Origin of the sequence: Labrys wisconsinensis, from assembly GCF_030814995.1 — a bacterium.
Classification (GTDB): domain Bacteria; phylum Pseudomonadota; class Alphaproteobacteria; order Rhizobiales; family Labraceae; genus Labrys; species Labrys wisconsinensis.
Map to the genome: position 1 here is coordinate 119443 of NZ_JAUSVX010000008.1, position 12614 is coordinate 132056.

The window sequence follows — 12614 nt, forward strand, 5'->3', positions numbered from 1 at the left end:
GACGAAGCCCGACGCAAGCCTGTTGTCGGGATAAGGCCCCTATATAGCGAGGCACCGGCGCGAAGGAAAGACGATTGCGACAGGCCTCGTCACAATCCGGCCGGCCATGCCGGACCGCTTTCCTTGTCCCCGGACGACGCCTTAGCCGAACGCCCGTTCCAGCCAGGCCCGCGGCAGCGCCGGGACGAAGTTGCCGTCGCGCCCGGTCATGTCGGCATTGGCGACGAGGGCGTTGAGGATCGCCTCCTCGACGCCTTCGACCACCGCGTCGAAGAAGGGGTCGAGGTCGGCGTCGGGGACCCAGCTCGCCTGCGCCAGGGTCCCGGAAGGCGCCGCCGCGGCGGCGCCATTGGCGGTGGAGAAGGCGAGGAAGATGTCGCCGGAGCTGTGATAGCCCAGCCCCCCGGTCCAGGCGACGCCGAGCGGCACGCGCCGGGCGAGGCGCGCGAGCTGGTGGGGCAGGAGCGGGGCGTCGGTGGCGACGACGGCGATGATCGAGCCCTTCTCCCGGCGCGGCGTGCGCTCGGCCATGCCCGGCTCGGCGAGCTCTGCGCCGGCGCGCCGGCCGCGGATGATCAGGTTGCGGCGCCTGCCGAAATTGGCCTGGACGAAGCAGCCGACCGTGAAGGTCCGCCCCTGCCAGGCGACGAGGCGCGAGGCGGTGCCCGAGCCGCCCTTGAAGTCGTAGCAGATCATGCCGGTGCCGCCGCCGACGCTGCCCTCCTCGATCGCGCCCGGCCCCGCCGCCTCGATGGCCTGGGCGACGTGCGCCATGGTGACGTGGTGGCCGTTGATGTCGTTGAGGAAGCCGTCATAGGTCTCGGCCGCCACCGGCAGGCCCCAGGCGTCCTCTTCGAGGACCTGTGGCAGGGCCTGCTGCAGCCAGCGCAGCGTGCCGTCGCGCGCCACGCCGCAGGAATGGGTGTTGGTGATGGTGACGGGAAAGGCGAAGGCGCCGATCTCCGCGATGATATGGGCGCCGGTCATCTCGCCATTGCCGTTGGCGCTGTGGAGGCCGGCGAAGACCGGCGTCGCCAGCTCGGCCCGCGGCCGCGGCAGGATGGCGGTGACGCCGGTGCGCACCGGGCCCTGCCCGACGACCAGCGGACCTTCGCCCTGGATCAGGGTGACATAGCCGACCGAGACGCCGGGCACGTCGGTGATGGCATTGGCGGGACCGGGCCGGCCGTCGAAGGGAATTGCGTAGTGGCGGGCGCGGGGCCGGCCGGAGGGGGTATGGCTGCTCATGGTCGGATTTCCACAGGGCATGCTGTCCGAAGGCGTTGCGCGAGATCGGGCCTTCAGGGTTGCTTTCGACTCGAGCATGGCGCGGGCATCCTCATCGCCCAAGGCGGCGGCTCGCTCCATCCAGGACAAATATCGCTTCTGGTTTCCGGTATTCTTGTAGGATATCGCCATGCCGCAGGCGGCTTGCGGAAGCCCGTGCGCAGCCGCGCGCCTGTACCAGTATCTCGCCGTCTTCCGGTCGGTGAAGCCGAGCTTGCCATCGTCATAGATGTTCGCAAGATTGACCTGCGCCTGTGGAAGACCCAGCTTGGCCGCCGCCATGAACGCTTTTGAAGCCTCCGCGATGTCGCCGAGCTCATAGAGGTCGCAGCCTCTTTCGAGGGCGGCCCAGGCCCTTCTTTGTCTTTCGCCGCCAATTCCCTTGCTCACCACGGTCTCCCGGTGGGACGTGCCGTCCTTGGGGCCCGGCAGAGGGTGTGTCTCGCCGGCCGTGATCGTTCCACGGCCTCGCCGTAGCGTCACGTCCCCCGCGCGAATTCCGGCTTCAGCGCCCGGTACAGCGACCGGAAGGCCTCGATGCGCGGCTTGTAGGCCTCGTGCAGGGTGGGGTCGGGCTCGATGACGCTCTGCACCGGCGGCGCCACGACCACGTCGGCCACCGGTTCGCCGGTCGCGGCGAGGCGCGCGAGCCGCGCGGCGCCAAAGGCCGGACCGCGGTCGGAGGCGTCGTATTTCACCAGCGCCACGCCCATGGCCGAGGCGATGATCCGGGCCCAGAAGGGCGAGCGGGTGCCCCCGCCGATGAAGGCGAGGCGCTCGAAGCGGGTGCCGGAGGCGGCCAGGGTGTCGAGGCCGTCGACGAGGGAGAAGGCGACGCCCTCCAGCACGGCCTGGATCAGGTCGGCGCGATGGGTCGAGGCGGTGAGGCCGACGATGGCGCCGAGGGCGTGCGGGTCGTTGTGCGGGGTGCGCTCGCCGAAGAGGTAGGGCAGGGCGAGCAGGCGCGAGGGGCCCTTGAAGCGGGCCTCGGCCTCGGCCAGCAGCACGCCGATCTCGGCATTGCCGGTCCAGCGCGCCGCGGCGGCGAGGGGGCTCGCGCCGTTGAGCAGAGCGGCGATGCGGCACCACATGCCCGGCACGGCGTGGCAGAAGGCGTGGACCATGCGGCCGGGATCGGGCCGATGCGCCGCGGCGGCGGCGAAGATCTGGGCCGAGGTGCCGAGCGACAGGAAGCCGTCGCCCTCGTGCACCGAGCCGATGCCGATGCCGCCGGCCGTGGCGTCGCCGGCGCCGCCGGCCACCACCACGCCCGTGCCCATGCCCCAGCGCGCAGCGATCTCGGGGCGCAGCGTGCCGGTCGGCTCGCGCGATTCGACGAGGCGCGGCAGCCAGGCCGGATCGACGCCGCAGGCTCCCAGCGCCGTCGGCGACCAGCGCCGGTTCGCCTCGTCGAGCAGCCAGGCGCCGCCGGCGTCGGTGACGTCGGTGGCCCGCTCGCCGCAGAGCTTGAGGCGGATGAAGTCCTTGGGCAGCAGGAGATGGCGGGCACGCCGGATCGTCTCCGGCTCGTGCTTGGCCAGCCACAGGATCTTCGGACCGGCGAAGCCCGGCATGGCCAGCACGCCCATCTCGGCCTGCACGGCCTCGCCGAGCCCGGCGAGCTCCGCAGCCTCGGCAGCGGCACGGCCGTCGTTCCACAGGATCGCCGGGCGCACCGGCCGGTCCTCGCCGTCGAGCAGCAGGGCCCCGTGCATCTGGCCGGAGAGGCCGATGCCGGCGACGGCGGCCATGGCGGCGGGATGCTCGGCTGCGAGCTGGTCGAGGCCGTCGGCGACGGCCGTCCACCAGCTCTCCGGATCGTCCTCCGACCACAGCGGCCGGGGCTGCACCGGGTGGAGCGCCCGGTCGGCCGAGGCGACCACCCTCTGGTGCTCGTCCACCAGGTTGATCTTCACCGCCGAGGTGCCGAGGTCGATGCCGAGGAACATGGGATGCTTCCGGATGCGAGGCTCGCGACAGGCCTATCGCAAGATCGGGCGCCGGCAAAGGGGCGGCGGCGTGATCCCGGCGCCGGCGGCGCCGCCGCTCAACGCCAGCCCCAGCGCTGCGCCAGGTCCAGGCACTCCTGCCAGGAGGCCATGCCGTCGACGGTCGACATCGCCCGCAGCGAAGCGGCGGCCGAGGCGTGGGCGAGCGACAGGCTGTCCTCCAGGCTCCAGCCCTGATGCTGGCCATAGACGACGCCGGCGGCGAAGGCGTCGCCCGCGCCGTTGGCGCTGACCACCGCCTCGGGCGGCACGCGCACCGAGGGCCGGTGCACCACGGCGCCCTCGCGCGTCACCGCCACGGCGCCGAGCGGGAAATGCGCCACGACCAGGCGCATCGGGCCCTGGTCGAGGGCGCTGCGGGCGGCCCGGATGCAGGCCTCGACATCGGTGACGCCGCCCTGCACCGTGTCCTCGCCGCCGATGGCGCCGATCTCGGTGTCGTTGACGATGAGCATGTCGAGATGCGGCAGGCAGGCATGCGCCAGGGCGGAGAGACGCTCGCGCTCGACGCTGGCGAGCTCCAGGTTGGTCTCCAGCCCCGCGGCGCGGGCGCGCTTGAGCACGGTGACCCAGCCGTTGGCATCGCCCTGCCAGGGCGCGTCCATCAGCTTGTGCACGCCCGGCAGGCCGAGATGGAAGAAGCGGCCGGTGAGGCCGTCGAGATCGAAATGGTCGGGCGTCAGCAGCGTCGCCGTGCCGGCGAGATAGATGTGCGTGCGCCGGCCGGAGCGGCGCGAGATATAGGCGTCGGTGCACTGCGTCGTCGCGTCGGGGGCGACGATCATGCGGCTGCGGCCGATGCCGAACTCGTCGGCCTGGGCGAGCAGCAATCGGCCGTTGGCGTCGTCGCCGACCAGGGCGATGGTCTCGACCGGGATGGACGGGTCGAGCCGGCGGATGTCGCAGGCGAGGTTGCAGCCCGAGCCGCCGCCGCGCGGCTGAATGTCGTCGATCTCGGCGAGGCCGTCCTCGCCCGGCCAGAACTCGATTCCGATGTTGCGGTCGACGCACCAGGTGCCGGCGGTGACGATGCCCTTGCGGCTTTCGGTCATGTTGTTGCAAGCTCGTTGCGTCTTCGCGACCTCGTCGCGAACATCTTCGCGACGTCATTGCACCTTCGCGACCTCGTCGCGAATGGGAGGGCGCGGCCCGAGGGCCGCGCCGGCGCCTCAGCCCTTCAGCACGGCCTCGGTGACGACGTCGTCGTCGGCGAGGTCGCGGGTGGGCTTGATGTCCTGCCTCTGCAGGGCGCCGTGATAGGCGCGGACGGCTTCCGACGGCGCGAGATTGCCGGAGGCGACCTCGCGCATGGTGGCGACCATGTCGAGGGGGCTCTCGGCCAGGTTGATCTTGCGGCCGAACAGGGCGACGCGGGCGCCGTATCTCTCGGCCTGGGCCAGGAGCTCGAAGCAGTCGCGGGTGGTGCCGGCGCCGCCGCCGAGCACGCCGACGATGACGCCGGGATCAAAGCCGGCGAGCTCCTCCAGGGCCTTGGGGCCGTTATAGGCGATCTTGAGGAATTCGGGGCGCTGGGCCTGGGTGACGCCGGCGATGCAGCGCAGGATGCAATCGTTGACGTAATGGGGCAGGAGGGCGGGGTCGATGCCGGTGTCGACATTGGGGTTGAAGACTTCGAGGAAGTACTTGAACCGGTTGGCGGAGGCGTCGGCGCGGAAGGCGGAGAAGGCCTCGAGCGAGGCATAGTCGGCGTCGAGGTCGTTGTTGAAGGTGATGGAATAGAGGCCGAGGTCGGTGCCGACGATGGGCTGGCCTGGGGCTGGTGCGTCCGTCCCGGTGGCGACGTGGGAGAGCGAGGCGGAGCGGAAGGGGCGCGAGGGCCGCTTGGCGTAGGTGGCGCCGCGCATCACCCAGATGTCGGTGGTGTCGTTGGCGCGGATGGCGGGCTTGACCTTGCTGGTCCGGAACACGCCGCGCTGGTGCAGCGCCTCCAGGTTGGAGGCCGAGGTCAGCATGATGTCGACCACGTCCTGCTCGACGATCGCCTGGATCTGATCGAGGAACTCGGCGCGGGTGCGATAGCGCGACCAGCTGCCGTCCCGGGCGCGGTTGGGACCGGTCGAGGTCAGGCTCGGGCCCATGTCGCCGTCCTTGGCGTCGGCGATGATGAAGTCGGAGCGGGTGTAACGGCCGGCCCGGATCCGGGCGAGCTTCTCGTCGGCGCGCGTCATGATGATCCTCGTTCTCTACGGTCGAGAGGGAGCGGCCGTGGCCGCTCCCCCGAAGGCTCTATTGGCGGGTGGGCAGCCGGTCTGCCGGGTGCCTCAGCCCCAGCACTTCTTCAGGCCTTCCTCCACCGAGATGGAGGGGACGCCGTCGACCGGCTTGTCGGTGACCAGCGACACGCCGGTGTTGAAGAAGTCGAGGCCGGGGGTCTTCTCCGGCTTCTTGCCTTCCTTGGCGAAGGCGACCACCGCCTCGACGCCCATGGACGCCATCAGCAGCGGATATTGCTGGGAGGTGGCGCCGATGACGCCGTCCTTGACGTTCTTGACGCCCGGGCAGCCGCCGTCGACCGAGACGATCAGCACGTCCTTCTCCCGGCCCACGGCCTTCAGCGCCTCGTAGGCGCCGGCGGCGGTCGGCTCGTTGATGGTGTAGACGACGTTCACGCCCGGCTCCTTCTGCAGGAGGTTCTCCATGCCGGTGCGGCCGCCTTCCTCGGCGCCCTTGCCCCACTGGTGGCCGACGATGCGCGGATCGTCCTCGTCGCCGTAGCGGTTCGGATTCTTGATGTCGATGCCGAAGCCCTTCATGAAGCCCTGGTCGCGCAGCAGGTCGACGGTCGGCTGGCTTTCGATGGCGTCGAGGAAGGCGATCTTCGCGTCCTTCGCCTTGTCGCCGAGCGTGCCCTTGGCCCAGGCGCCGATCAGCTCGCCCGCCTTGAGATTGTCGGTGGCGAAGGTGGCGTCGGCGGAATCGATCGGGTCGAGCGGCGTGTCGAGGGCGATCACCAGCACGCCGGCGTCGCGTGCCTTCTTGATGGTCGGCACGATCGCCTTGGTGTCGCTCGGGGTGATCAGGATGCCCTTGGCACCGGAGGCGACGAGATTCTCCACCGCGGCGACCTGGGCGTCGTTGTCGCCGTCATACTTGCCGGCGAAGGCCTGGAAGTCGACCCCGAGCTCCTTGGCCTTGGCCTCGGCGCCTTCCTTCATCTTGGCGAAGAAGGGGTTGGTGTTGGTCTTGGTGATCAAGCCGATCAGGATCTTGTCGGCGGCATAGGCCGAGCCGCTCATCAGCGCCAGGGCGGCGACGCCCGCGAGGGCGAGAGGGCGCGCGAAACTCTTCAGGCTCATGTCGTTTCCTCCGGTTGCTCCACCCTCGGACGGGGCGGCATTCTTGTCGGCCGGCCTTGCCGGTAGCGGCGGAAGTATTGCCGGTTTCTGCGCGATGTCAAGCGTATCTGGTTTGACTTACGCCTTAAATTATACAATAGTTTACCCTGGCTGAGAGACGTCCGACTCGATCCGGGATCGAAGGGAAGGCGTGGTGCCATGCGCGGACATCTGACCACGGCCGGCGCGGGGCCGGTGCTGTCGCTGATCCTGTCGCGGCAGGCCGCCTCGCGGCCGGCGCTGGAGCGGGTCTCCGGCCTGTCGCGCGCCACCATCGCCCAGCGCCTCGCCGTGCTGTTCGAGGCGGGGTTGATCGTCGAGGCCGAGGCGACGCTGCCGAGCGGCGGCCGCCCGGCCCGCACCATGGCGCTGAACACCGGCTTCGGCACGGTGCTCGCCGCCGATATCGGCGAGAGCGTGATCCGCATGGCGCTGACCGACCTCGCCCCCCGGGTCCTCGACCAGGTCCTGGTCGCCATGGACGTGGCCAGCGGGCCGGCGGCGATCCTCGAGGCGATCAGCCGCGGCTGCCGCGATCTCCTGGCGCGGCGGGCCGACTGGACGGCGCCGGTGCTCGGCCTCGGCCTCACCCTGCCGGCGCCGGTGGACTATGATCTCGGGCGCGTGGTCGGGCCGTCGGTGATGCGGGCCTGGGACGATTTCGACATCCGGGGCGTGCTGCGGCGCGAGCTCGCCATCGACGTCTTCGCCGACAACGACGTGAACCTGATGACGCTGGCCGAGCATCGCCTGATGTGGCCGGATCGAGACGATCTGCATTTCATCAAGGCCGGCACCGGCATCGGCAGTGGCATGATCATGGGCGGACGCATCTATCGCGGTGCCCGCGGCGCCTCGGGCGACATCGGCCATATCCAGTTCGACGCGCCGACGGCGCCGCTCTGCCGCTGCGGCAAGCGCGGCTGCCTCGAGGCGCGGGCGGCGGGGTGGGCGATCGCCCGCGATCTGCGCGAGGCCGGCTTCGAGGCCCGCGACGCCCGCGACGTGATGGCGCTGTTCGATGCCGGCGTCCCGGAGGCGATCCAGGGCGTGCGCGGCGCCGGCCGGGTGCTCGGCCAGGTGGCGGCCGACGTGGTCAGCGTGCTGAATCCGGCCGTGATCGTCGTCGGCGGCACGCTGGCCCGGGCCGGGGAGCACCTGCTCGCCGGCATCCGTGAGCACGTCTATCAGCGCTGCCTGCCGCTGGCGGTGCGCGACCTGGAGATCGTCGCCAGCCGCATGGGGAGCGATGCCGGCATCCTCGGCGCGGCGCAACTGGTGATCGACGAGCAGCTCAAGCCCGGCACGGTCGAGGGGCTGATCGAGAAGGCGCTGGAGAAGAGGGCGGCATAGGGGCCGGGCCGCATTGACGTGGACCATCCGATGGTCCATCTGAGGGGCAAGGCATGGACCAGCAGATGGACCAGAAGAAGCGCGTCACCGAGATCACCGTCACGGCTGCCAAGGGGCAGTTGACCGAGCTGGTGCGCCGGGCGCTCGCCGGCGACGAGGTCGTCCTGACCCGCCACGGCCGCCCGGCGGTGCGCCTGGAGCCGGTCGCCCCGGCCATGACGGCGCGATCCCGTCAGGCGCTGCTCGAGGCGGCGCGGGCTGCCAGCGTCGCCAAGGCGAGCCGCGGGGCCGGCGCGGCGCGGAGCCAGGATTTCCTCTACGGCGAGGACGGCCTGCCGGAATGATCGCGGTCGACACGTCGGCACTGATGGCGATCCTCCTGAACGAGTCGCAGGCCGACGCATGCATCGCGGCGCTGGCCGTCGACGGATCCATCCTGATCTCGGCCGGAACCGTCGCCGAGGCGATGATCGTCGCGCGGCGGCGCGGCGTCGGCGAGGAGATGGCGGGGCTGATCGAGCGCCTCGGTCTCAAGGTCGTGCCGGTGACCGCGGCGACGGCACGCGCGGTCGCCGATGCCTATGGCCGGTGGGGGAAGGGCGTCCATCCGGCGGGCCTCAATTTCGGCGACTGCTTCGCCTATGCGATTGCGGCGGACCATGGCTGCCCGCTGATCTTCGTCGGTGAGGATTTCGCGAGGACGGACGTGCCGGCGGCCCTGCAGGGGCGATAGCCCTCGCGGCATATCGGCCCGGCTGCGACAGGCCGTCCATTGACGGAGGGGCAGGATCGGGTAGGTTGTAGGGCGGTCGCGTCTCCCGCCACACCTGCAATCTCGGAACGTCATCATGCGCATCCTGGGCACGGCTCTGCTGAGCTTGATCCTGGCCGGTGGCGGCGGTGCCGCGCGGGCCGACGAACAGAGCCGTCTCGCGCTCGCTCGCGAGGCGGTTCAAGCCTCGCACGCCACCGACAACATGCGCCGGGTGTTCCCGACCATCCTCGCCCAGCTGAAGCCGCTGCTGCTGAAGCAGGGCGGCACCGAGAAGTCGATCGACGATTTCAATACCCGCATCCTCGCCAAGATGGACCCGCAGCTGGACAAGCTGACCGACCTTGCCGCGCAGATCTACGCGCGCGAGTTCTCCGACGAGGACCTCCAGAACCTGGTAGCTTTCTACCACTCGCCGTCAGGCCAGCACCTGATCGCGAAGCAGCCCGAGATCGCCCAGTTCATGACGACGGTCGGCGCCCAGTGGGGGCGCGAGATGGCCCAGAGCGTGATGGACGACTACCGCAAGGAGCAGGCGGCCCGCACGGCGCAGCCGTGAGGCGCCGGTTCAGGCGATCGCTTCGGCCACCTGCCGCGCGAGGAACGCCGCCAGCCGCTCCGCTCCGTCCTCGACCGTCCCGGTGTTGACGATGGTGAGGTCGACGCCGACGTCGTCCATCGCCTCCTCGCGGGCGCGGCGGGCGGCGATCGCCTCGGCGCTCTCGCGGCCGCGGGCGGTGAGGCGGGCGGTGATCACCTCGGCCGGCGCCGTCACCAGCACCACCCGCACCTGGCCGAAGCGCCGCCGGGCTTCGGGGATGATGGTGCGCGAGACGTTGCAGACGGCGCAGGCGCCGCGGTCGACCGCGGCGAGGAGCTCGCCCGGCAGGGCGTAGCCGAGGCCGTGGGCGCGCCAGCTCAGCGCGAAGCGGCCCTCGGCGACACCATGGGCGAAAGCGTCCTCGCTGAGGCTGTCATGGTCCTCGAAGGCCGAGCTCGCCCGCGTCACCAGGCGGCGCGGGAACAGGAAGCGCGGGTCGCCGGCGAGCCGGTGCTGCGCCCCGCCGATCAGCGCGTCCTTGCCGGCCCCGCTGGGGCCGACGACGCAGACGAAGGCGCCGGTGCTCATGCCGCGATCCGCCCCCGCGACCAGACGCGCCGCACGATCGGGGTCGCGTCGGCGAGGTGGACGCGCACGAGGTCGGCACGCAGCCCCGGCTCCAGGGCACCGCGGTCGGCGAGGCCGGTCGCCCGCGCCGGCGAGCGCGTCACCATGGCGATGGCGGTGGGCAGGGTGATGGCCGGCACGCGGCGCGGCAGCTCCAGCGCCGCGATCAGCAGGCTGGACGGGATATAGTCGGAGGAGAGGATGTCGAGCACGCCTTCCCTCGCAAGGTCCTCCGCCGCCACATTGCCGGAATGGGAGCCGCCGCGCACGATGTTGGGCCCGCCCATCAGCACGGCAATGCCGGCCTTGTGCGAGGCCGCCGCCGCCTCCAGCGTGGTGGGGAACTCGGCGATGGCGACCTTGTTGCCGACAGCCTCCACGACATGGCCTTCGGTGGCGTCGTCGTGGCTCGCCAGCACGATGCCGCGCGCCTCGGCCAGCTCGACCAGGGCCTTGCGGTGCCGCAGCGCGAAGCGCTCGTGCAGGTCGAGGCGCTGGCGCACGAAGACCTCGATCTCGGCGTCGCTCAGCGGCGTCTTGCGCATGTAGAAGCGGCGCCAGGTCTCCAGGTCGCGGAACTGGCGCTGACCCGGCGTATGGTCCATCAGCGACATCATGTGCACGGGGAAGCGCCCGGCGAAGTCGGCCGCCTGCTCGACCACGTCGGGGGAGGCGATCTCGCAGCGCAGGTGGGTGTGGTGGTCGATGCGCAGGTGGCCGGCGGCGCGTGCCGCGTCGACCGCCTCGCCGAGGTCGATCAGGTCCTTGCCGATCGAGGCGGAATCGGCGTCGGAGCCGGCCCGCAGCGAATCGAACACGGTGGTGATGCCGGCGGCCGCGAGCTGGGCGTCATAGGCCGTGACCGCGCTCGGGGCATGCCAGCGCACATGCGGACGCGGCGCGTAATGGGCTTCCAGATGGTCGGTGTGGAGCTCGACCAGGCCGGGCAGCAGCAGGTCGCCGGCGAGATCGAGGCCCTTCTCCGGCGGCGCGCCGTCCCCGATCGCGGCGATCAGGCCGTCCTCGACGGCCAGCCAGCCGTTCTCGATCACCCGGTCAGGCAGCACCAGCGTGGCGTTGGCGATGAGGAAGCTGGTCGGTTCGATCATGGCGGGCACTCTCGGCTGGGCTGGCGAATCGGGTGACGTCGATGATGCGGTCGGCGACGGTCTCGCGCACGTCGTCGTCGTGGAAAATGCCGAGGACGGCGACGCCGCGCTGCTTCTTCTCGCGGATCATCTCCACCACCACGGCGCGGTTGGCGGCGTCGAGCGAGGCGGTCGGCTCGTCGAGCAGCAGGAGCGGACGGTCCGGGGCAAAGCCGCGGGCGATGTTGACGCGCTGCTGCTCGCCGCCGGAGAAGGTGGCGGGCGGCAGGCTCCACAGGCGCTCGGGCAGGTTGAGCTGCGTCAGCAGCCCGGCGGCGCGCTGCCGCGCCGCCTCGGCGTCGAGGCCGGTCTCGCGGGCGGCGGCGGCCACGATGTCGAGCGTCGAGACGCGCGGGATCACGCGCAGGAACTGGCTGACATAGCTCATCGTGTCCCGGCGCAGCGCCAGGATGCGGCGCGGCTCGGCCCGCGTCACGTCGACGACGCCGCCGGCGTGGCGCAGCAGGATGCGGCCGGCGCTGGCGCGGTAATTGCCGTAGATCATCTTGAGGATCGACGACTTGCCGGCGCCCGAGCGCCCGCCGAGCACGACGCATTCGCCCGGGCCGACGCCGAAGCCGACATCGGCGACGATGCCGATGGTGGCGCCGTCCCGCAGGTGCAGCGTGAAGGACTTGCCGACGCCTTCGACGACGAGGATGGGATGATCAGGGGTCATGCCGCCAGCACCGAGGAGACGAGGAGTTGCGAATAGGCTTCCTGGGGATCGTCGAGCACCTGGTCGGTCAGGCCGGTCTCGACGACCCGCCCGTGCCGCATCACCATGATGCGGTGCGACAGAAGGCGCGCCACCGCCAGATCATGCGTGACGATGATGACAGCCAGACCAAGCTCCGCCACCAGGCCGCGGATGAGGTCGAGCAGGCGGGCCTGGACCGAGACGTCGAGGCCGGAGGTCGGCTCGTCCATGAACACCAGGCGCGGATGGGTGACGAGGTTGCGGGCGATCTGCAGGCGCTGGCGCATGCCGCCGGAGAAGGCGGCCGGCGTCTCGTCGATGCGGTCGGAGGCGATCTCCACCCGGCCGAGCCAGTCGAGCGCCGCGCCGCGGATGTTGCCGTAGTGCCGGGCGCCGATCGCCATCAATCGCTCGCCGACATTGCCGCCGGCCGAGACGCCCATGCGCAGGCCCTCGCGGGCGTCCTGGCGCACGAAGCCCCAGTCGGTGCGCAGGAGGAAGCGCCGCTCCGCCTCGGTGAGGGCGAGGAGATCGCGCGTCTCGCCGTCCCGCATGCGGTAGAGCACCTGCCCGGCGCTCGGCTCCAGCTCGGTGGAGAGCAGGCCGAGCAGGGTGGACTTGCCGGAGCCGGATTCGCCGACCACCGCCAGCACCTCGCCTTCGTGGATGTCGAAGGAGACATCGGCGCAGCCGAGCTGCCGGCCGTAATATTTGGTGAGGCTCCTGGCGGAGAGCAGGGGGCTGTCGGAGAGGGGGACGTCAGGCATGGGGGGCTCCCAGGGGTGGGTGGGTGGCGGTGAGCTTGGGGAGCCGGCTGAGGG

General features: G+C 71.1%; 13 protein-coding genes. 4 read left to right on the forward strand and 9 right to left on the reverse strand.

Annotation, left to right across the window (positions count from 1 at the left end):
- Positions 1-141 precede the first annotated feature (141 nt).
- The 5 genes from QO011_RS20945 to QO011_RS20965 form a co-directional block, all read right to left on the reverse strand.
- Positions 142-1248 carry a DmpA family aminopeptidase gene (locus QO011_RS20945; RefSeq protein WP_307275900.1) on the reverse strand — a complete coding sequence of 369 codons (1107 nt, stop codon included), beginning with the start codon at positions 1246-1248 and terminating at the stop codon, positions 142-144.
- Between the two features lie 518 nt (positions 1249-1766).
- Positions 1767-3236 (reverse strand): xylulokinase, encoded by a 1470-nt coding sequence (gene xylB, locus QO011_RS20950; protein WP_307275903.1) that lies wholly within the window; start codon positions 3234-3236, stop codon positions 1767-1769.
- A 98-nt stretch (positions 3237-3334) separates the two neighbouring features.
- Positions 3335-4348 (reverse strand): carbohydrate kinase family protein, encoded by a 1014-nt coding sequence (locus tag QO011_RS20955; RefSeq protein WP_307275906.1) that lies wholly within the window; start codon positions 4346-4348, stop codon positions 3335-3337.
- Between the two features lie 117 nt (positions 4349-4465).
- Complete coding sequence (locus QO011_RS20960; RefSeq protein ID WP_307275909.1) at positions 4466-5485, reverse strand: hypothetical protein; 1020 nt, start codon at positions 5483-5485, stop codon at positions 4466-4468.
- Between the two features lie 93 nt (positions 5486-5578).
- Positions 5579-6613 (reverse strand): sugar ABC transporter substrate-binding protein, encoded by a 1035-nt coding sequence (locus QO011_RS20965; RefSeq protein ID WP_370881987.1) that lies wholly within the window; start codon positions 6611-6613, stop codon positions 5579-5581.
- A 198-nt stretch (positions 6614-6811) separates the two neighbouring features.
- Between QO011_RS20965 and QO011_RS20970 the strand changes: the two genes are divergently transcribed.
- The 4 genes from QO011_RS20970 to QO011_RS20985 all read left to right on the forward strand — a co-directional run bounded on the left by QO011_RS20970 (position 6812) and on the right by QO011_RS20985 (position 9336).
- Complete coding sequence (locus QO011_RS20970; protein WP_307275911.1) at positions 6812-8005, forward strand: ROK family protein; 1194 nt, start codon at positions 6812-6814, stop codon at positions 8003-8005.
- A 53-nt stretch (positions 8006-8058) separates the two neighbouring features.
- Positions 8059-8349 carry a type II toxin-antitoxin system Phd/YefM family antitoxin gene (locus QO011_RS20975; protein WP_307275913.1) on the forward strand — a complete coding sequence of 97 codons (291 nt, stop codon included), beginning with the start codon at positions 8059-8061 and terminating at the stop codon, positions 8347-8349.
- Entirely contained in the window at positions 8346-8738 is a 393-nt protein-coding gene (locus tag QO011_RS20980; protein ID WP_307275915.1) for a type II toxin-antitoxin system VapC family toxin, read from the forward strand. Before QO011_RS20975 ends, QO011_RS20980 begins: the two co-directional genes overlap by 4 nt.
- 115 nt (positions 8739-8853) lie before the next feature.
- The gene (locus tag QO011_RS20985; RefSeq protein ID WP_307275918.1) at positions 8854-9336 is read left to right on the forward strand and encodes a DUF2059 domain-containing protein; all 483 of its coding nucleotides are present in this window, start codon (positions 8854-8856) and stop codon (positions 9334-9336) included.
- A gap of 9 nt (positions 9337-9345) precedes the next feature.
- On the opposite strand, the gene phnN is transcribed toward QO011_RS20985, so the two are convergent.
- The 4 genes from phnN to phnK are packed head-to-tail and all read right to left on the reverse strand — an operon-like array spanning position 9346 to position 12560.
- Positions 9346-9906 carry a phosphonate metabolism protein/1,5-bisphosphokinase (PRPP-forming) PhnN gene (gene phnN, locus QO011_RS20990; protein ID WP_307275919.1) on the reverse strand — a complete coding sequence of 187 codons (561 nt, stop codon included), beginning with the start codon at positions 9904-9906 and terminating at the stop codon, positions 9346-9348.
- Positions 9903-11054 (reverse strand): alpha-D-ribose 1-methylphosphonate 5-triphosphate diphosphatase, encoded by a 1152-nt coding sequence (locus tag QO011_RS20995; protein WP_307275922.1) that lies wholly within the window; start codon positions 11052-11054, stop codon positions 9903-9905. The genes phnN and QO011_RS20995 overlap by 4 nt, the downstream gene beginning before the upstream one ends.
- A complete protein-coding gene (phnL, locus tag QO011_RS21000; RefSeq protein ID WP_307275925.1) occupies positions 11002-11772 on the reverse strand; it encodes a phosphonate C-P lyase system protein PhnL in 771 nt (256 codons plus the stop codon). The genes QO011_RS20995 and phnL overlap by 53 nt, the downstream gene beginning before the upstream one ends.
- Positions 11769-12560 carry a phosphonate C-P lyase system protein PhnK gene (gene phnK / locus QO011_RS21005; RefSeq protein WP_307275926.1) on the reverse strand — a complete coding sequence of 264 codons (792 nt, stop codon included), beginning with the start codon at positions 12558-12560 and terminating at the stop codon, positions 11769-11771. Before phnK ends, phnL begins: the two co-directional genes overlap by 4 nt.
- Positions 12561-12614 lie beyond the last annotated feature (54 nt).